Annotated in this window: 18 protein-coding genes; 11 read left to right on the top strand and 7 right to left on the bottom strand. The window is 60.9% G+C overall.

Going from position 1 to position 18,415, the window contains the following annotated elements; translation table 11 throughout:
* The first annotated feature begins 30 nt into the window (after nucleotides 1-30).
* The 3 genes from NF676_RS12020 (at nucleotide 31) to msrA (ending at nucleotide 3,834) form a co-directional block, all read left to right on the top strand.
* Complete coding sequence (locus NF676_RS12020; RefSeq protein WP_252887780.1) at nucleotides 31-2,157, top strand: TonB-dependent receptor family protein; 2,127 nt, start codon at nucleotides 31-33, stop codon at nucleotides 2,155-2,157.
* A gap of 238 nt (nucleotides 2,158-2,395) precedes the next feature.
* On the top strand, nucleotides 2,396-3,181 hold the full coding sequence (gene sseB / locus NF676_RS12015) for an enhanced serine sensitivity protein SseB (protein ID WP_252887779.1): 786 nt from the start codon (nucleotides 2,396-2,398) through the stop codon (nucleotides 3,179-3,181).
* A gap of 146 nt (nucleotides 3,182-3,327) precedes the next feature.
* On the top strand, nucleotides 3,328-3,834 hold the full coding sequence (gene msrA / locus NF676_RS12010) for a peptide-methionine (S)-S-oxide reductase MsrA (RefSeq protein ID WP_016774420.1): 507 nt from the start codon (nucleotides 3,328-3,330) through the stop codon (nucleotides 3,832-3,834).
* 18 nt (nucleotides 3,835-3,852) lie between these two features.
* Here msrA and NF676_RS12005 read toward each other — a convergent pair whose 3' ends face one another.
* On the bottom strand, nucleotides 3,853-5,070 hold the full coding sequence (locus NF676_RS12005; protein WP_076563247.1) for an MFS transporter: 1,218 nt from the start codon (nucleotides 5,068-5,070) through the stop codon (nucleotides 3,853-3,855).
* 130 nt (nucleotides 5,071-5,200) lie between these two features.
* Between NF676_RS12005 and NF676_RS12000 the strand changes: the two genes are divergently transcribed.
* Nucleotides 5,201-5,824 carry a TetR/AcrR family transcriptional regulator gene (locus tag NF676_RS12000; protein WP_076563248.1) on the top strand — a complete coding sequence of 208 codons (624 nt, stop codon included), beginning with the start codon at nucleotides 5,201-5,203 and terminating at the stop codon, nucleotides 5,822-5,824.
* 5 nt (nucleotides 5,825-5,829) lie between these two features.
* On the opposite strand, the gene NF676_RS11995 is transcribed toward NF676_RS12000, so the two are convergent.
* The gene (locus NF676_RS11995; RefSeq protein WP_236169032.1) at nucleotides 5,830-7,056 is read right to left on the bottom strand and encodes an MFS transporter; all 1,227 of its coding nucleotides are present in this window, start codon (nucleotides 7,054-7,056) and stop codon (nucleotides 5,830-5,832) included.
* 59 nt (nucleotides 7,057-7,115) lie between these two features.
* Between NF676_RS11995 and NF676_RS11990 the strand changes: the two genes are divergently transcribed.
* Nucleotides 7,116-8,117 (top strand): AraC family transcriptional regulator, encoded by a 1,002-nt coding sequence (locus NF676_RS11990; RefSeq protein ID WP_375709712.1) that lies wholly within the window; start codon nucleotides 7,116-7,118, stop codon nucleotides 8,115-8,117.
* Between the two features lie 40 nt (nucleotides 8,118-8,157).
* On the opposite strand, the gene NF676_RS11985 is transcribed toward NF676_RS11990, so the two are convergent.
* The 3 genes from NF676_RS11985 to NF676_RS11975 all read right to left on the bottom strand — a co-directional run bounded on the left by NF676_RS11985 (nucleotide 8,158) and on the right by NF676_RS11975 (nucleotide 10,419).
* Nucleotides 8,158-8,790 (bottom strand): carboxymuconolactone decarboxylase family protein, encoded by a 633-nt coding sequence (locus NF676_RS11985; RefSeq protein ID WP_252887778.1) that lies wholly within the window; start codon nucleotides 8,788-8,790, stop codon nucleotides 8,158-8,160.
* Between the two features lie 141 nt (nucleotides 8,791-8,931).
* Complete coding sequence (locus NF676_RS11980) at nucleotides 8,932-9,366, bottom strand: cyclophilin-like fold protein (RefSeq protein ID WP_252887777.1); 435 nt, start codon at nucleotides 9,364-9,366, stop codon at nucleotides 8,932-8,934.
* A 24-nt stretch (nucleotides 9,367-9,390) separates the two neighbouring features.
* Nucleotides 9,391-10,419, bottom strand: coding sequence for an alpha/beta hydrolase (locus NF676_RS11975; RefSeq protein WP_252887776.1), 1,029 nt, complete (start codon nucleotides 10,417-10,419; stop codon nucleotides 9,391-9,393).
* 134 nt (nucleotides 10,420-10,553) lie between these two features.
* Between NF676_RS11975 and NF676_RS11970 the strand changes: the two genes are divergently transcribed.
* Nucleotides 10,554-11,462 (top strand): LysR family transcriptional regulator, encoded by a 909-nt coding sequence (locus tag NF676_RS11970; RefSeq protein WP_150742622.1) that lies wholly within the window; start codon nucleotides 10,554-10,556, stop codon nucleotides 11,460-11,462.
* A gap of 200 nt (nucleotides 11,463-11,662) precedes the next feature.
* Here NF676_RS11970 and NF676_RS11965 read toward each other — a convergent pair whose 3' ends face one another.
* Together NF676_RS11965 and NF676_RS11960 are read right to left on the bottom strand one after the other, a co-directional pair.
* On the bottom strand, nucleotides 11,663-11,905 hold the full coding sequence (locus tag NF676_RS11965; protein WP_110645864.1) for a hypothetical protein: 243 nt from the start codon (nucleotides 11,903-11,905) through the stop codon (nucleotides 11,663-11,665).
* A 223-nt stretch (nucleotides 11,906-12,128) separates the two neighbouring features.
* Complete coding sequence (locus NF676_RS11960; protein ID WP_150742624.1) at nucleotides 12,129-13,046, bottom strand: LysR substrate-binding domain-containing protein; 918 nt, start codon at nucleotides 13,044-13,046, stop codon at nucleotides 12,129-12,131.
* A gap of 194 nt (nucleotides 13,047-13,240) precedes the next feature.
* Here NF676_RS11960 and NF676_RS11955 point away from each other — a divergent pair, with 194 nt between their 5' ends.
* From NF676_RS11955 to NF676_RS11935, 5 genes are all read left to right on the top strand, one after another.
* Entirely contained in the window at nucleotides 13,241-13,990 is a 750-nt protein-coding gene (locus NF676_RS11955; protein ID WP_073474913.1) for an SDR family NAD(P)-dependent oxidoreductase, read from the top strand.
* A 100-nt stretch (nucleotides 13,991-14,090) separates the two neighbouring features.
* Nucleotides 14,091-15,389 carry an MFS transporter gene (locus tag NF676_RS11950; RefSeq protein ID WP_123442684.1) on the top strand — a complete coding sequence of 433 codons (1,299 nt, stop codon included), beginning with the start codon at nucleotides 14,091-14,093 and terminating at the stop codon, nucleotides 15,387-15,389.
* 17 nt (nucleotides 15,390-15,406) lie between these two features.
* Nucleotides 15,407-16,255 (top strand): transketolase, encoded by an 849-nt coding sequence (locus NF676_RS11945; protein ID WP_252887775.1) that lies wholly within the window; start codon nucleotides 15,407-15,409, stop codon nucleotides 16,253-16,255.
* Complete coding sequence (locus NF676_RS11940) at nucleotides 16,252-17,280, top strand: transketolase family protein (protein ID WP_252887774.1); 1,029 nt, start codon at nucleotides 16,252-16,254, stop codon at nucleotides 17,278-17,280. Before NF676_RS11945 ends, NF676_RS11940 begins: the two co-directional genes overlap by 4 nt.
* A gap of 61 nt (nucleotides 17,281-17,341) precedes the next feature.
* A complete protein-coding gene (locus tag NF676_RS11935) occupies nucleotides 17,342-18,301 on the top strand; it encodes an alpha/beta hydrolase (protein ID WP_252887773.1) in 960 nt (319 codons plus the stop codon).
* Nucleotides 18,302-18,415: the final 114 nt, after the last annotated feature.

Raw genomic sequence — 18,415 nt, 5'->3', positions numbered from 1 at the left:
CCCGATCCCCTGTTTGCTGGAGTTTTTTCGATGCCGTCGTCCAAATCATTGCCCACTGCCCTGCTCGGTCTGGCCCTGGCCTGCCCGGCGATGGCCGAGACCCAAGGTCTGGAGCTGGGGCAAGTGCTGATTTCGGCAGATGAGCGCAGTGGCAGCGATGCAGCGGTCGAAGAAGCGCTGGAACGCCTTGAGCAGATTCCCGGCGGCACCAACGTGGTCGACATGCGCCAGCCGTTGCAGGGCCGCGTTGCCAGCAATCAGGATGTGCTGGCCTATCAGCCGGGGGTGTATGCACAGTCGGCGGGCAACGAAGGCGTGAAGATTTCCATCCGTGGTTCAGGCATCAACCGCGCACCCGGCGCCCACGCCTCGGGGCTCTACACGATGCTGGATGGCTTGCCGCTGACCGGCCCCGGCGGCACACCTTATGAATTGCTCGAGCCGTTGTGGGTCGACCATGTCGAAGTGCTGCGCGGCGCCAACGGCTTCGATCGCGGCGCGCTGGCACTGGGCGGCGCTATCGATTACGTCAGCCACACCGGTTACACCGCGCCGAAGCTGCAAGTGCGCTACGCCACCGGCAGCCATGGCTTTCAGCAGCGCCAGGTCAGCTCCGGGCAAGTGCTGGGGAATTTCGATTACTACGTGTCCCTGACCGATGCCAACGCCGACGGCTATCAGGACCATACCGCCAGCGAGAGCAAAGGCCTGATCGCCAACTTCGGCTATCGCTTCAACCCGAATCTGGAAACCCGCTTCTATTTCCGCTATCGCGAAACCGACAACGACCTCGCCGGTCGCGTGACCAAGCATTCCATCGAACACAGCCCACGGGCAGCCAACCCGGCGTATGTGGCGCGCGATGACAGCCGCAAGCAGCCCGGCAGTACGTTCATCGGCAACAAGACCACGTTCTACCTCGATGACGATTCGAGCATCCAGACCGGCCTCGCCTACCACGACTACCCGATGGATCTGCGCGAAGGCCCGAACCGGCTGAAGGTGGCTTATACCGACGTCAGCGGCACCTTCGACTACAAACGCCGCGACACTTTGTTCGGGATGGAAAGCAGTAGCAATGTCGGCCTGCGCGTGACCAAGCATCTGCCCAACGATGGCGCCAGCGAGTTCGTGCGCATCCCGAGTGGCAACACCGCCAGCTATGCCCCGGGCACGCGGATGCGCAACTTCACTTATCAGGGTTCGGACACCGTTCTGCATTTCGGCAATGACCTGGAAATTGCCGACGACCTCTGGCTGACCACCGGCCTCGCCGCGATCTACACCCGCCGCGAAAGCGCCGTGACCTATCCGCAGGGCGGCGGCAAGACCAGTCTCAGCGACTGGGACTATGCACCGCGCATCGGCCTGCGCTACCAGATCACCCCGGACGTGCAAGTGTTCGGCAACCTCAGCCGCTCCGTCGAAGCACCGCACCCGTGGTCGCTGATCTACAGCTCCAACGTGCGCTTCCCTGCCGGCAACGGCGCCGCCACCGGCACCCAGCGCGACCCGGTCGAACTGCAAAACCAGACCGCTACCACTCTGGAACTCGGTGGCCGTGGCGACAGCAAACTGGGCGAATGGAGCCTGGCCTGGTACTACGCGCAAGTTCGTCACGAACTGCTCTCGGTACTGCCGGACGCCAACGCCGTCACGCCCTACGAACTCAACGCCAGCCCGACCGTGCACCAAGGCATCGAGGCCAGCCTCAACAGCAAACTCTGGACCGCCGCCGACGGCCGTCAGTTGAGCTTGCGCCAGGCCTACACCTTCAGCGACTTCCACTACCGCGACGATGAACGCTTCGGCGACAACCGCTTGCCGGGCCTGCCGATGCATTATTACCAGGGCGAACTGCGTTACGACTGGCCGCAGGGCTTCTTCGCCGCCGTGAATACGCAACTGGTGTCCAAAGTTGCCGTGGACTACGCCAACAGCTACTACGCCGATCCGTACGCCCTGTTCGGCTCCACCCTGGGCTACAACGCCCCGAAGGGCGACTGGCAAGGCTGGGTGGACATGCGCAACCTGACCGGCAAACGCTACGCGGCAACGGTCACGCCGGGGTATGACGACAAGGGAGTGGACGCCGCGCGGTCGACGCCGGGTGAAGGGATGGGGGTTTATGTTGGGGTTTCGTGGAGTTTGCTATAAGACCCAACGCGAAATTCAAATGTGGGAGCGAGCCTGCTCGCGAAAGCGGTGTATCAGCCGTGAGTTATTTCAACTGACACGACGCCTTCGCGAGCAGGCTCGCTCCCACAGTTGGCTTTGTGGTGTTGGTTAGAACGACGCAGGATTCGAATCTCTGGACGAGTATCATCGTGACAGCACGTCTCCTCGGACCGACCAGATAATCATCGCTCTCCATTGAAAATAACGGACTGACCTCATGGATACTTCCCAAGAAAACCCACTGGAAACATCACTGCGACTGGCCGCGGACGAACCCGCGCATCGCCCTGAGTTCTATCGCACACTTCTGGATTCCACCGTCTACATCCTCGGTACCGCCGGTGGGGTGCAGGGTCATGTCAATCTCGAAGCCGGCAGCAACATCAGCATCGCCCATTGGCAGAAGCCCGATGGCACGCCTGTCATTCCGTTCTTCTCCTCGCTGCCAACGCTGCAACAATCCATCGACAGCGAACAGAGCTATGTGGAGATACCGGCACGATCATTGTTCGAAATCACTCTGGGCGCGCTGCTCTTTCTGAATCCGAAGTCGCCGTACGGCAAGGAATTTCTTCCGGCGGAAGTGCAACGCCTGCTCTCAGGCGAAATCGGCCGGCCCGCCACGCAGCGTACCGTGGAAAAAGAAACCAACGTCTTGCTTGGACAGCCTTCGGACTACCCATCGACGATGGTCCATTCGCTCTCGCAATTGCTGGCCAAACACGCCAATGTGACACGCGCATTCCTGGCGTTGATGCACGACCCATCGGTTGATGACAAACCGCACCTGATCGTCGGCATCGAAGCGGATGGCGATATCGAACAGGTCATGCGAGAAGCCGGCAATGTCGCCGGGGACACAGCCCCTGATGGCGGGCCAGTTGATTTTTGTCGCGTGCTGACGGGACAAGCCGGGCTGAGTGATTACTTCCTCAAGGAGACCAAACCGTTCTACGAGCGCAAGTCGCCAAGCAAGCTGCGTTCGTTCTTTGGCTTTGGTTGAATACGATCTGATGAAAATCGCAGTCGCCTGCATGTCGCTTGATCAGCAGGCCAGTGGTCGATTCTCATGAGCGTGACCTTGGATTCTCTCAACCCGCCCTCATAACAGTGGGTATCCCCCCATCGTCTCGAGAGGAAGCACACACCATGACCACTCAAACCGAAACTGCCATTCTCGCCGGCGGCTGCTTCTGGGGCATGCAGGATCTGTTGCGCCGCTATCCGGGTGTGCTGAAAACCCGCGTCGGCTATACCGGCGGCGATGTGCCGAATGCGACCTATCGCAACCACGGCAACCACGCCGAAGCCATCGAGATCGAGTTTGATCCGGCCGTGATCAGCTACCGGCAGATCCTTGAGTTCTTCTTCCAGATCCACGACCCGAGCACGCCTAACCGTCAGGGCAACGATCTTGGCCCGAGCTACCGCTCGGCGATCTACTACCTCAACGACGAGCAGCGTGCCGTCGCTGAAGACACCGCCGCCGATGTAGACGCATCGAAGTTGTGGCCGGGCCGAGTGGTTACGGAAATAGAACCGGCCGGCCCGTTCTGGGAAGCGGAACCCGAGCATCAGGATTACCTGGAGCGGATTCCGAACGGCTACACCTGCCATTTCATCCGGCCTAACTGGAAACTGCCGAAGCGCGGTTGAAGAAACTGCTGGCGGGGTTCAATGCCCCGCCACCACCGAAGCTTCTACAGAGCGCGGGCCCGACTTGAAACCGTGGGCCCGGGCACCCCAGGCAATGGCGAAGGCGATAGCGACCAGTGCCAGCATGGCCCACGGAAATGAGGTAACGCCCCACTGATCGAGCAGCACGCCGCCGACGACACCGCTGCCAGCGATCGCGCTGTTCCACGCCACTACGTTCAACGACAAGGCGACATCCGCTCCGTCGCCCGCCGCATCAGCCAGCGCCGTTTGCAACAGCGTCGCCGCGCCGCCAAAGGTTAAACCCCATGCCGCCACGCCGAGATAAATCACCTCTGGGCTGCCTCCGCCAAATCCCAGCGCCACGCAGACGGCGGCAAAGGTCGCCAAACTCAGCAGAACCGTCGAACGCAGCAGCGGCTCGACCAGCTTCGCCGTCAGCCATATCCCGACCAGAGCGGCGATGCCGAAGCTCAACAACACCACATCCACCCGCTCGGCCATGCCCGCCGGCGCCACGAACGGAGCGATATAGGTGTAGAGAATGTTGTGCGCCAGCATCCAACTGATCACCACTGCTAGCACAGGACGCACGCCCGGGGTAGTCAGGACTTTGCTCAGCGATAGGCGTTGATGGGCCGGCTGCGGCGGGTAGTCGGGCACTTTCACCAGTACCCAGACGATCAGTACCAAGGTCAGCGCCGACATCAGACCGAATGTAGTGCGCCAACCGACCAGCCCACCGAGCCACGTACCCAGAGGCACGCCCAGCGACAGCGCAATCGGTGTGCCGACCATCGCCAGCGCCAACGCCTTGCCCTGCTGTTCGGGCTCAACCATGCGTCGCGCATAGCCGGCCAGCAGACTCCATGCCAGACCCGCCGCAACCCCGGCGAAGAACCGCGCGACCAGCGTCACGCCGTAATGCGACGACAGCGCGGTAATCGAATTGAACAGCAGGAAACCGACAATCGTCAGCAGCAGCACGTTGCGGCGCCGCCAGCCCCGGGTGGCGATGGTCATCGGGATCACCGCCAGTACGGAACCCAATGCGTACGCGGTAACCATTTGCCCGGCCATGGACGGCGAAATCGCCAGGCCTTCACTGATCAACGGCAACAGGCCCGCCGGCAGGGTTTCGGTGACGATGCAGATGAAGCCAGTCATGGCCAGCGCCAGCAAAGCGCCGATGGGCAGACCTTTTGGCGTAGCCGTTAACGTGATTGAAGGTGTCACTGGAAGCTCCTCGAAAAAACCGACTCAGATTTAAATACCGATCGATCTAGATCCTGAGGGTGCATGCGCAGCGTTGTCAACAATTTCTGTATCGACTAGTCTTTATATTAAATCAATGAGGAGTCAGGTCATGGCGAGAACCGGTCGCCCCCGTCAGTTTGATCGCGACGACGCCGTCGATCAGGCTTTGCAACTGTTCTGGCAACACGGCTACGACGCGACATCGCTGGCCCAATTGAAGGCAGGCCTGGGTGGCGGTATCTCTGCACCTAGCTTCTACGCCGCGTTCGGTTCCAAGGAAGCGTTGTTCGATGAATGCGTGCAGCGTTATTTAACCACCTATGCGCAAGTCACCGAGTGCCTGTGGGACGACAGCCTGCCACCACGCCAGGCGATCGAGACCGCTTTGCGCCAGTCGGCACGCATGCAGTGCGACGACACACACCCCAAGGGCTGCATGGTTACCCTCGGCGTCATGAGCGCACCGAGCCCGGAAACCGCCCATGTGGCGCAAGCCCTGACCCACTCAAGGCAGCGCACCCGTGCCGGCATTCAAGCCTGCGTCGAACGCGCTGTGAATGCCGACGAGCTGGCCAGCGGCACAAGTGCGGCGGCGATGGCGACGGTATTCGACAGTTTCCTGCAGGGCATATCCATCCTCGCCAGAGACAACACCGCGCTGGATAACATTGATGCTGCCATCACTCAGGTCATGCAAACCTGGGACATTGCCGCCACGCGTAAGGCGGATTGATCAAATCACAAATGCACCGGTGCCACCGGCGCCGAACCCGGCTCCGGCACATCGACATTGACCTTCAGGGCAATCAGCAGCGCGGCCAGCAACATCAGAATTCCAGCTGCTACAAACACGCCATTGATGCCGCTGAAACTGAACACCGAACCGCCGGCGGCGGCGCCTGCGGCAATCGCCGACTGCACCGATGCGACGACCATGCCGCCTGCGCTTTCGGCCTGATCGGGTATCGATCGCGCCACCCAGTTCGACCATGCCACCGGCACGCCACCGAAGGCCATCCCCCACAGAGCCAGAAGCAACGCCTGCCCGGTGAGCGACGCCGGTAACCCGACCAACGCCAGAGCAGCAACGCCCACCAACACCGGCATCAGCACCAGTGTTGCGCGTGGATTGCGCTGCAACAGCCAGCCAGCGAACAGCGTGCCGGCAAAGTTCGCCACGCCGAAACCGAGCAGCATCAGCGCCAGCGTCTGCGGGCCGACTCCGGTGGTGCTTTCCAGAAATGGCCTGATATAGGTGAACAACGCGAAGTGGCCGGTGTGCACCAATACACAGCCGAACATGCCAATGGCAATGCCCGGTCGCAGCAAAACCTCAAGCACCGTACGCAGGCGTGACGGTCGATGCGGCGCCAGACTCGGTAACGTGAACATTTGAAAGACCAGCGTCACCACGCCAACCGCCGCAGCTGCGAAAAACGCACTGCGCCAGCCAAACTGGCCGCCGAGATAGCTGCCCAATGGCACCGCGACCACGGTCCCCACGGCGATCCCGCTGAAGATAATCGACAGCGCCCGTGGCAGCAGCGCCGCCGGCACCAGGCGCATCGCCACGGCCGCCGCCATGCTCCAGAATCCGCCCAAAGCTATGCCCAAAAGGATGCGCATGATCAGCAAAACTGCGAGGCTCGACGACAGCGCCACCAGCAGATTCGACGCGATCATCAGTACCGAGAAACCGAGCAAGACCAGCCGCCGATCAAGACTGCGCGTCAATCCAGGTACGAGCAATCCGGCAAAGAGCGCCACCACTGCGGTCACCGTCACTGCTTGCCCGGCCAGGGCTTCGCTGACGCCAAGGTCGAGCGCCATCGGCGTCAGCAGGCTGGCCGGCAGATATTCTGCGGTGAGTAAACCGAACACACCCATCGCCAGTGAGAAAACCGCCATCCACGCAGGAACCATCGGCTCCTCTTCAGCTCGCCCATCACCTACACGTTCATTCATTTCCAGACTCCCTCGGACATTTCGAGAGGGCAGTCTATTGACGGCAAACCGGATGATCTATGATGCGCAGTCTTGAACTTTTGATCGAAACCCCGAACATGAGCAGCACTGATTCCTTTTCACTGTCATCAGACCTGATCACAGAATTGCTGCGCAGCATGCGTCTGCGTGGCGTGCAGTATCGGCGGATCCACGCCGGTCCGCCGTATGGTCTGGGTTTCAGCGACAAATCGGGCCATGCGTATTTCCACTTCGTTGCCGCTGGATCGACGGTGTTGCGACTGGAGGACGGCAGCCTTTACGAGTTGGCGGCGGGCAATGCGGTATTCATTGCCCATGGTGCCGCGCACCAGTTGCTGTCACACCCAAACGCCGAAGTGCAGGACATTGACAGCGCCGTCGCCGCGCCACTCGGCGATACGGTCTGCGCGGTGCAGGTCGGTCACAGCGCCGTTTCGCCCGATAGCGCCCTGCTCTTCAGTGGCTGTATGGAGTTCGAGCTCGGCAGCCTGCAGGGCCTCGGTCGGCTGATGCCGGGACTGATGCTGATCGACGCCGGCGGCCAGCGTTATCCGGGGCTTATGCCGATTCTTGCGACCATGGAACGCGAAGTCAGCGCAGCGCGCATCGGCTTCGCCGGCATTCTCGCTCGCCTTGCCGACGTAGTGGCGGCAATGATTGTTCGTGGCTGGGTCGAATGCGCTTGCGGCAATGCCTCCGGTCTCGTCGCCGCCCTGCGCGACCCTCGCCTGGCGCAGGCCTTGCTGGCCCTACACCAACAACCGGGGCGCGACTGGAGCGTCGCCGAACTCGCAACGCTGTGCAACACCTCACGCTCGGTCTTCGCCGAACGCTTCCAGACCACCCTCGGCACCCCGCCGCTGCGCTACGCCACCGAACTGCGCATGCGCCTGGCCAGTCAGTGGCTGACACTGGAAAGACTGCCGATCGAAGAAGTGGCGCAGCGCTTGGGCTACACCTCCCAAGCGGCGTTCAGTCGTGCGTTCAAGCGGATAACGGGAAGCTCGCCGGGAGCGAGTCGGCGCCAGCGCGCACTGTAGAAAATTGCGTTAACAGGGCGGCAATGAATCCGAGCCGCCCTCACCGCTGGATTTTCCCCAGCCCCGCGCCCACCCGTTCAGCAGCCTGCAAATCCCCACGCGCCTCCAACTCCTGCGCCACTTGCCGCAGTTGCTCAACAGTCAATCCCACATTCAGACTGATCTTCAAATGTGACTCCAGCTGTGATTCCACCCCAGCCATCGCTGCCAGCGCACCAACAGTTGCCAGTTCCCGATCCGTCCATGCCAGGTTGTCGCGGGCGAAGATGTCGCCGAACAAGTGCACTTTCAGGAACTGATCGATCGCCGGGGCGAATTCGAAGAGCGGGCCGGACACTGGCGCGCCGACCAGACGGGTCTGATTGTCGGTGCCGAGTTCGGTAAGTGCATACCCCGACGGAACCGGGCCGGGCTCTCGTCCGGGCGCGTCTTCAATGCCCCGCGCGGCGCGCTCCTGCACAACCTTCATCAGCAATGACAAGGCGTTAAGGCTGCGTGGGAACCCGGCGTAGGCGTACAGCTGCACCAGAATTTCCTTGGTCTCGCTGATGCTCAGCCCGGCATCGAGACCACGATTGAGTGCATCGTGCAAACGCGGCATGTCGCCGATTGCAGCGTTGGCGGCAATCGGGGCGATCGCCAGTTGTTTAGGCGTCAGAGGCTGTTCTTTCATGATCGGTTTCTCCGGTGATCGGGAAGGATTGGCGCAGAGGGGATTCACGCAGGCTGCACTGGCAAGGACCGCGCAGCCGAGAGCCACAATGCGCAGAAGGCGCGGCTGATGCAGGTTTTTCAGCTTCATCAATGAATCTCCTCACTCATCCAGCGTGAACGTCACCCGCACATCGCCGCGCCCCAAGGTCTCGGCCAAGTCCTGCGGCCGGTCGATGCGACCAAGACGCGAATAGCGGTAAGACGAATCGAAGGTTTTATAGAAGACCACCAGCGTATCGTCGCCATACAAAAGGAAATCGCCGTTGTGGATCGTGCCCGGCCGATAGGGCTGGGTGGGCAAGGGCGGCTGCACGGTGGCGTATTTTTCGTTGCTGTGCAGGTCGCTCATGTTCAGGCTCAGCGGCAATCGCGTGAGCAATTGCCGAGTGCTCGGGTTGTCCTCAAGAGCAATGGCAAAACGGTGTTCTCCGACGGTCATCCACATCGTGGTCTCCTCCGGGTTAGCAGCAGACAGAGCAAAGGGCAGCCATGCCATCAGTACGAATCCCTTCCAGCCGTTGGCAAAAATCCGCATCGCTTTGCTCCGTCGCGTTGAAAGTTACTTCAGGTTGCTCTTGAAGAACTGCGTCAGCTTGGCAAAAGGAATCAGCTCGGCCCGGTCGTACAGATCGACATGACCGGCATTCGGCACAATCACCAGTTCTTTCGGCTGCCCCGCCAACCGAAACGCCTCTTCGCTGAACTCACGGGAGTGCGCGTCGGCACCGGCAATAAACAACATCGGGCGCGGCGAGATGCTCTCGATATCGACGAATGGATAGAAGTTCATGAACTTGGTGTTGCTGCTCAGCGTCGGACGCGTGGTCTGTTGCGGCGTCGAGCTGGCCGGGGTGAATTCGCCGCGCGGGGTGCGGTAGAAATCGAAGAATTCACGCTGGATCGGATGGGTGTCGGCCTTCAGTTCCAGCACCGTGCCGCCGGTGTATTCGACCTTGCCGCCAGTAAACTCGGCGTAACGCTGCTCGGCCGCTTGCGCAATGATCTGCTTGCGCTGCGCAAGGCTTTGCGAATGCTTTAGGCCGTCACGGTTGGCGGCGCCCATGTCGTACATGCTGACCGTGGCGATGGCTTTCATGCGCGGGTCGATTTTCGCCGCGCTGATCACGAAGCTGCCGCTACCGCAAATGCCCAACACGCCGATGCGCTCGCGGTCGATGAATGGCCGTGTGCCGAGGTAATCGACGGCCGCGCTGAAGTCTTCGGCGTACATATCCGGCAGCACGGCATTGCGCGGCGCGCCCTCGCTTTCGCCCCAGAACGACAGATCCAGCGACAGGGTGACAAAGCCCTGCTCCGCCAGTTTCTGTGCGTACAGATTGGCGCTCTGCTCCTTTACCGCGCCCATCGGATGACCAACGATAATCGCCGCGCTGCGGGCTGCCGGGTCGAGTCCTTTAGGGACAAACAGGTTGCCGACCACGGTGAGTTGATATTGATTTTTGAAGCTGACCTTCTGCGCGGTCACCTTGTCGCTTTTGAAGAAATTGTCGGCACCGTGGGACATGTCAGCTCCGAATGCAGTGAATGAACTCAGGAGAAACCCGAGCAGTATGAACAGTGGTTTCATGGGGGCGTCCTTGATCGAGAAGCCAGTCGTGGCCGGGATGAAGGTATTGTTGCGCACGCTCGAGACTTTGATTAGCTAATGAGTGCTTAATGCGGTTATAACTGCTGCTAATCAATAGAGCTGAACATTGCGCCATGGCCAAACCCAATTTCAACGACCTGCTCGCCTTCGTCACGGTTGCCCGCAGCGGCAGCTTCACCCGCGCGGCGGTGCAACTGGGCGTGACGCAATCGGCGGTGAGCCAGGTAGTCTCGGCGCTGGAGGCACGTCTGAAAATTCGCTTGCTGACCCGCACTACGCGCAGCGTGTCACTGACGGCGGCCGGCGAACGCCTGTTGCACACCGTCGGGCACCGTTTCGATGAAATTGAAGCCGAGCTGGACGCCCTGACCGAGTTGCGCGACAAGCCCGCCGGCACGGTGCGCATCACCTGCGGCGACAACATCATCAAGACCACTCTGCTGCCGAAGCTGACACCGCTGCTGCTGCAGTACCCGGACATCAAGCTTGAGTTCGATATCAACTACGGTTTCCGTGACATCGTTGCCGACCGCTTCGATGCCGGCGTGCGTTTCAGCGATACCGTCGCCCAGGACATGATCGCCGTACCGATCGGCCCGCCACTGCGCATGGCCGTGGTCGCTTCGCCCGGCTACTTCGCCCGGCACCCCGCCCCGCAACATCCGCGCGATCTGGCGGCGCACCGTTGCATCGACATCCGTTTTCCGACCTACGACGGCGTCGATGCATGGGAATTCGAGCGCGAGGGCAAAAAGTTGAAAGTGCGAGTCGACGGGCAACTGGTGTTCAACTCCACCGTGCACATCGCCGACGCGGCTGTGAACGGGTTAGGGATTGCCTACCTGCCTGAAGACGAGTTCGGTACGCATCTGGCTGAAGGGCGTTTGGTCAGAGTGCTGGAAGACTGGTGCGAACCGTTCGGTGGCTTCCACCTCTACTACCCCAGCCGCCGCCAACCGTCGCCGGCGTTTTCACTGGTGGTGGATGCGTTGCGCGTGGTGAGAGATCCAGCCCCGTTGTAGGAGCGAGCCTGCTCCGATAGCGTCGGCACATCCAACAGAGTAAGTGCCAGATCCAGCGCTTTCGCGAGCAGGCTCGCTCCCACAGGGGTTTGCGACAGATCCCGGAAATCAATCGATTCACAAATCCATTGTGGGAGCGAGCCTGCTCGCGAAGACGCCAGACCAGGCAAATCATCTCTGCATGCCACCCCGCGCGCGCCTCACAACTTCGACACATCCCCGGTAGCCTCGGCAATCGTCGCCAAGGTTTCCTCCATGCTGGCGATGTCTTCATGCAGCTTTTGAAACACCAGATCCAGCGACTCGGGAGCGTCCACGGTCTGATGGCCACGCAGCGACTCGACGCTAGCGCTCTCCACGTGTTGAAGAATGTCCACGCTTTCTCGCAGTGCCAACAGCTGGTCGAAGATCGCGGCAATCTGCGCCTGGCTGCGGGTGCTCATCGCTTCCCCGGCTTACAGATCAGTGATCCCCATACCAGACATGTGATGACCATAAATCAGCCCCTTCTAAAGAAACGATGAACACAGAAAACAACAGCCTGCTCAGCCTTTGGTTTTTCGCGGATCGGCAGCGCGCGGTAAAGTGCGTTCTTGCGTGAATGATCAAGACCGATAATGGATTGACCTTGAGCGGTTCAGAGAGTTTGAAAGAATTGATCCCCACTCAATACGCGAACTCGTGGCCCAATTCGCTCTCCATCCACGCCAGAAAACGCCTCACCCGTGGAAAGCTCGAATGCGCCTTGGGATACACCAAATGGTGCGCCGCCACCGCAGCACTCAGTGATTCAGGCGCTACTTCAACCAGCGTGCCCGCCGCCAGATACTTCTGCGCCAGCAATGTGCTTTCCAGCGCGAAACCCAAGCCATGACTCGCCGCTTCCAGCGACATGTAGGAACGATCGAAGCTCAATGCATAAGGCCGTTCCGGACGCGCCAGACCATGCTGAGCAAACCATTGCGGCCATTTGAGCAGAGTGGCTTCCGACAGAATCAGATCGCACTCCAGCAGATCCGCCGCGCCGCGTATCGGGCGTTGCGCGAGCAGTTTCGGTGAGGTCAGCACCGCGAACGTCTCGTTCCTGACCGTGCGCACCTCATAGCTTGGCCAGTTCGGCAGACCATGGCGGATATCGACGTCGATCTTGTCGCGACTGAAGTGCAGCGATTCATAGGAGCACGACAGGTTGATCTGAATGTCCGGATGACTCGCACGAAACGCTTCCAGGCGCGGCATCAGCCAGAGCAGGCCGAAGCTTGGCGACGAGTGCAAGCGCAGGCAATCGAGGCTGACATCGCTGGCAGCACGTTCGGTGGCAACGGCGAGACTGTGCAAAATCCCGGAAACTTCCTTGAGGTACTGCTCGCCGACCGGCGTCAGCGAGACGCCACGGGCAGCACGGACGAATAATTGCCGGCCGATCATCCCTTCCAGTTTCGCCAGTTGATGGCTGACTGCCGAGGGTGTCAGGTCCAGCACTTCCGCCGCTCTGGCGACGTTGCCGAAGCGCGCGGTTTGTTCGAAGGCCTGAATTGCTTTCAGCGGTGGCAGGTTGATCGATGCCTCAGTGTCTGAGCGCATGGTGACTCCGTGGTGATTTCTTGTGATGTACGGACCGGTTTCATTCAAGCATTTGCGAAACGGCCTGACGAGTGCTGAATTTTTTTCAGCATTGAGTGACTTCCGCGTTATTGCTCACGCTCGCCCCGGAGGACAAGCTGAGTCATCGGTTACTTACACACCGACCCAATAAAAACAATTCGAGGGAATCCTCCATGCTTCTTCAAGGCAAAGTCGCAATCATTACCGGTGCCGCATCTGCCCGTGGCATTGGCCGCGCTACCGCCAGTACATTTGCGCAACACGGCGCTCGCGTGGTCATCCTCGATCTGGATGCATCCGCAGCACGTGACGCCGCCGCAGCACTGGGCGAAGGTCATCTGGGCCTGGCGGCCAACGTGGCCGACGAAGCGCAGGTTCAGCAAGCTGTCGCCGCCATCATCGAGCACTTCGGGCGCATCGATATCCTCGTCAACAACGCCGGCATTACCCAGCCACTGAAGACTCTGGATATTCGCCCTTCGGACTACGACAAGGTGCTGGACGTCAGCCTGCGCGGCACTTTGCTCATGTCCCAGGCGGTGATTCCGCTGATGCGCCAACAGTCTTCCGGCAGCATCGTCTGCATGTCGTCGGTGTCTGCCCAGCGCGGCGGCGGCATCTTCGGTGGCCCGCATTACAGCGCGGCCAAGGCCGGTGTGCTGGGGCTGGGCAAGGCCATGGCGCGGGAATTGGGGCCGGACAATATCCGCGTCAACTCCATCGCCCCGGGCCTGATTCACACCGACATCACCGGCGGCCTGATGCAGGATGACCGCCGCCACGCCATCATCGAAGGCATTCCGCTGGGGCGCCTGGGTCAAGCGCAGGACGTCGCCAACGCCGCGCTGTTTCTGGCCAGCGACCTGTCCGCTTATCTGACCGGCATCACCCTCGATGTGAACGGCGGCATGCTGATTCACTGAGTAACTCTGGGCGGGCCTGCGTGGCCCGTGCGGTTCTGGATCGATGACGCAGCCGGGCCTGATGGCCTGGCGGTCAATAAAAACAAGAGATCAGACCATCATGACTACCCTGTCGCTCGAAGCGGTTTCGACCGTGCGTTCTTCTGCCTATCGCAAAACGGCGTGGCGCCTGATGCCGTTCCTGATGCTGTGCTACCTGTGCGCCTATCTGGACCGGGTCAACGTCGGTTTCGCCAAGCTGCAAATGATGAACGATCTGGCCCTCAGCGAAACGGTCTACGGACTGGGCGCCGGGGTGTTTTTCATCGGCTATTTCCTTTGCGAAGTGCCCAGCAACATCATCCTGCACAAGGTCGGCGCACGGGTGTGGATTGCGCGGATCATGATCACCTGGGGCATCGTCTCGGCGCTGTTCGCCTTCGTCGAAACCGCCTGGCAGTTCTACGCGCTGCGCTTTCTGCTGGGGATTGCCGAAGCCGGTCTGGCGCCGGGCCTGCTGCTCTACCTCACCTACTGGTTTCCGTCCTATCGGCGGGCGCGCATGACGGTGTTGTGGTTTATCGCCATTCCGCTGTCAGGCATGGTCGGTGGCCCGCTTTCGGGCTGGATCATGAACCACTTTGCCGGTGTGCACGGCTGGGCCGGCTGGCAGTGGATGTTCGTTTTGGAAGCGGTGCCCACCGTGGTCGTCGGCCTGCTGGTACTGAGTTATCTGAAAGACGGCGTGCATCAGGCGACCTGGCTCAATGACGAGGAAAAAGCGCTGATCACTCGCGAACTGGCCGAAGACGACCAGCAAAAGGTCACCCATGCCTCGGTCGGCGAGTTCATCCGCGACCGGCGCTTGTGGCTGCTGGCGGCGATCTACTTCTGTGTGGTGATGGGCCAATACGCGATCACCTTTTGGCTGCCGACACTGGTGCGTAACGCAGGGGTTTCCGACCCGCTGCACATCGGGTTCCTGACCAGCCTGCCTTACCTGTGCGCCATCGCCGCCATGCTCCTGGTCGGCCGCAGTGGCGACAAACATCGCGAGCGCCGCTGGCACCTGATCGTGCCGATGATCGCCGGTGCGATCGGCTTGAGCCTGGCAGCGATGATGGGCGGCAATCCGACCTTGTCGATCCTCAGCCTGTGCCTGGCCGCCTCCGGCATTCTGTCCGCCACTTCGTTGTTCTGGATGCTGCCCACCACGCTGCTCGGCGGCGTGTCTGCGGCGGCCGGCATCGCCGCGGTCAACAGCTTCGCCAACCTCGCCGGATTCTGCTCGCCCTATCTGATCGGCTGGATCACCACCCTGACCGGTTCCAGCGCCATCGGCATGTACCTCATCACCGGCGTGCTGTTCCTCGGCGCCAGCCTGGTCCTGCGTATTCCTGCCGCTTTGGTCAATCGTTGAGTCAACGGAGTTTCATCATGACGACTAATCTTGCACACGCTGCATCGCTGAGCCTGACCCAGCGCGCGCACAACATTCGCCGCCATGCATTGCGCATGGGCCAGGTTCAGGGCCAGGGCTATGTGGGCCAGGCCCTCGGCGCGGCTGACCTGCTGGCGGTGTCTTACTTTCATGCGATGAATCATCGCCCCGCAGATCCCGAATGGGAGCAGCGCGATCGCTTCTATCTCTCCATCGGCCACTACGCCATCGCGCTGTACGCAGCGCTGATCGAAGCCGAGATCATTCCCCTCGACGAGCTGGAAACCTATGGTTCGGATGACAGCCGCCTGCCGATGTCGGGCATGGCCGCCTACACCCCGGGGATGGAAATCACCGGCGGTTCGCTGGGTCAGGGCCTGGGTATCGCGGTCGGTGCCTGCCTGGGCCTCAAGCGCAAAGGCTCGACCTCGTTCGTCTACAACCTGCTGTCCGATGGCGAACTCAATGAAGGCTCGACCTGGGAAGCGGTGATGTCGGCTTCGCACTGGAAGCTCGACAACCTGATCGCCATCGTCGACGTCAACAACCAGCAGGCCGACGGTTACTCCAGCGAGATTCTTTCGTTCGAACCCATTGTCGATCGCTGGCAAGCCTTCGGCTGGTTCACCCAGCGCGTCGACGGCAATGACCTCGACGCCCTGGTCGCTGCATTCGATGCCGCCCGCAATCATCCCGGCGGGCAACCGCGCGTGATCATCTGCGACACGAAAATGGGCAAAGGCGTGCCGTTTCTGGAGAACCGGGAAAAGAACCACTTCATTCGCGTCGAAGAGCACGAATGGGACCTGGCACTGAGCAACCTTGAAGAAGGAAAAGACCAATGAGCAACGCCGCCAACACTGCGCCTTCGACTGCTACTGGCGCGCCGGTGAAAAAGCGCCTGACCACCTCGGCGATGATTGCCTCGATTGCTTCCGAGGGCCAGGCGACCCGTTCGGCACCGTTCGGCCATGCGCTCGCAGCGCTGGCAGACCAGCGCGCGGACATCGTCGGTCTCTCGGCTGACCTGTCCAAGTACACCGACCTGCACATTTTCGCCAAGGCGCATCCGGAGCGTTTCTATCAAATGGGCATGGCCGAACAGTTGCTGATGAGCGCTGCGGCGGGCATGGCGCGTGAGGGTTTCGTGCCGTTCGCCACCACCTACGCGGTGTTCGCATCGCGGCGTGCTTACGACTTCATCTGCATGGCCATCGCCGAGGAAAACCTTAACGTCAAAATCGTCTGCGGCCTCCCCGGTCTCACCACGGGTTACGGGCCGAGCCACCAGGCCACCGATGACCTGGCTATTTTCCGCGCCATGCCCAATCTGATGATTATCGACCCGTGCGATGCGCTGGAAATCGAACAGGCCGTGCCGGCCATCGCCGCTCACCAAGGCCCGGTCTACATGCGTTTGCTGCGCGGCAATGTGCCGTTGGTGCTGGACGAGTACGGCTATCAATTCGAAATCGGCAAGGCCAAGACTCTGCGCACGGGCAACGACGTGCTGATCATCTCCACCGGGCTGATGACCATGCGCTCACTGGAAGCGGCCAAGCAATTGCAGGCCGACGGCATTGATGTGGCCGTGCTGCACGTGCCGACCATCAAGCCGCTGGATGAACAAACCATTCTCGCCGAAGCGCGTAAATCCGGGCGTCTGGTGGTCACAGCCGAGAACAGCTCGATCATCGGCGGTTTGGGTGAGGCGGTTGCCGGGTTGTTGTTGCGCAATGGCGTGACGCCCACCTTCAGACAGATCGCGTTGCCCGACGCCTTCCTCGACGCCGGCGCCCTGCCGACGCTGCATGATCGCTACGGCATTTCGACGCCGGCCGTTTGCGCGCAGATCAAAGCCTGGCTGTAACTCCACCGTGAGCGGCGCCTCCATCCGAGGCGCTCGTTCATTCGAAAACAGGAGGCAGAACGTGAAAGCACGTGAACTGCTGGATCCCGACTTCAAAAGCTTTTTAACCCCCGGCGCACAAGCCTGGACGTTAGAGACGCTGCCCGCGATCAGGGAGCGTGTCCATGCGACATTCAAATCCCGAGAACAAGCGCGCGGTGAAAGCCTATGGACCAAGGCCCACGACGGTGAGGATTTGCGCCTGTGTCTTTACCGGCCCGCCGCCGGGGCACCGGGCGGTAATTTTGCGGTGATCCTGTACATCCACGGTGGAGGCTTCGTCCTTGGTTGCCCCGAAATGGCCGATGACTATCTGGCTAACCTCGCCGAAGCACTTCAGGCGATCATCGTCGCTGTCGATTACCGTCTCGCGCCAGAGCACCCCTTCCCTATTCCCCTGGAAGATTGCTACACCGCCCTCGGCTGGGTTGTCGCCCACCGGCAAACGCTCAACATGGACGCCGACAACGTGATCGTCATGGGTCACAGTGCCGGTGCAGGTCTGGCAGCAGCGCTGGCAATTGTGGCGCGGGATCGCGGCGTATATTCCATCGCCAGCCAGGTGCTGGTGTATCCGATGCTCGATTACCGTTCGGGCAGCCCGGCCTCGCCTCACCAGAACAGCACGACCGGAGTGATTGGCTGGCCGGCGCAAGCCAACCAGTTCTGTTGGGATTGCCTGCGCGCTGACCAAGCGCTGGATGATCTGCCAATCGGCTGGTTTTCGCCGGCCCTGCAAGACGATCTGCGTGACTTGCCACCGACGTTTCTGGCCGTTGGGGCGCTGGATCTGTTTCTGGAAGAGGACGTTGCATTTGCCCTGAGTCTGTCGCGCGCCGGGGTTGCCGTCGAACTGCATGTCTACCCTGGGGCGCCACATATGTTTGATCAGTGCCCCGGCAGTGTTAGCGATCAGTCTGCGCAGGATATTGTCCGATCACTTCGGCGATCGATAGCTGGCGCATTAACTGCTGAGGGATAGAAAGAACAGCTGAAACGGTACGACTGGATTTCTTATACAAAGCCTTCCCCCCCTCCCACGCTTATTGATTAATACCTTCGCAGACCGGCAGCTGCGGAGGTTGGCCTGCGCTTT

Source organism: Pseudomonas siliginis, assembly GCF_024072275.1.
Taxonomy (GTDB): domain Bacteria; phylum Pseudomonadota; class Gammaproteobacteria; order Pseudomonadales; family Pseudomonadaceae; genus Aquipseudomonas; species Aquipseudomonas siliginis.
The sequence above is the reverse complement of the archived record's forward strand: the minus strand, read 5'-3'. Positions and strand labels throughout refer to the sequence as shown.

Coding starts and splice junctions, on each gene's coding strand:
- NF676_RS12020 (WP_252887780.1), top strand. CDS start 31: ATGCCGTCGTCCAAATCATTGCCCACTGCCCTGCTCGGTCTGGCCCTG.
- sseB (WP_252887779.1), top strand. CDS start 2,396: ATGGATACTTCCCAAGAAAACCCACTGGAAACATCACTGCGACTGGCC.
- msrA (WP_016774420.1), top strand. CDS start 3,328: ATGACCACTCAAACCGAAACTGCCATTCTCGCCGGCGGCTGCTTCTGG.
- NF676_RS12000 (WP_076563248.1), top strand. CDS start 5,201: ATGGCGAGAACCGGTCGCCCCCGTCAGTTTGATCGCGACGACGCCGTC.
- NF676_RS11995 (WP_236169032.1), bottom strand. CDS start 7,056: ATGAATGAACGTGTAGGTGATGGGCGAGCTGAAGAGGAGCCGATGGTT.
- NF676_RS11990 (WP_375709712.1), top strand. CDS start 7,116: ATGATGCGCAGTCTTGAACTTTTGATCGAAACCCCGAACATGAGCAGC.
- NF676_RS11985 (WP_252887778.1), bottom strand. CDS start 8,790: ATGAAAGAACAGCCTCTGACGCCTAAACAACTGGCGATCGCCCCGATT.
- NF676_RS11980 (WP_252887777.1), bottom strand. CDS start 9,366: ATGCGGATTTTTGCCAACGGCTGGAAGGGATTCGTACTGATGGCATGG.
- NF676_RS11975 (WP_252887776.1), bottom strand. CDS start 10,419: ATGAAACCACTGTTCATACTGCTCGGGTTTCTCCTGAGTTCATTCACT.
- NF676_RS11970 (WP_150742622.1), top strand. CDS start 10,554: ATGGCCAAACCCAATTTCAACGACCTGCTCGCCTTCGTCACGGTTGCC.
- NF676_RS11965 (WP_110645864.1), bottom strand. CDS start 11,905: ATGAGCACCCGCAGCCAGGCGCAGATTGCCGCGATCTTCGACCAGCTG.
- NF676_RS11960 (WP_150742624.1), bottom strand. CDS start 13,046: ATGCGCTCAGACACTGAGGCATCGATCAACCTGCCACCGCTGAAAGCA.
- NF676_RS11955 (WP_073474913.1), top strand. CDS start 13,241: ATGCTTCTTCAAGGCAAAGTCGCAATCATTACCGGTGCCGCATCTGCC.
- NF676_RS11950 (WP_123442684.1), top strand. CDS start 14,091: ATGACTACCCTGTCGCTCGAAGCGGTTTCGACCGTGCGTTCTTCTGCC.
- NF676_RS11945 (WP_252887775.1), top strand. CDS start 15,407: ATGACGACTAATCTTGCACACGCTGCATCGCTGAGCCTGACCCAGCGC.
- NF676_RS11940 (WP_252887774.1), top strand. CDS start 16,252: ATGAGCAACGCCGCCAACACTGCGCCTTCGACTGCTACTGGCGCGCCG.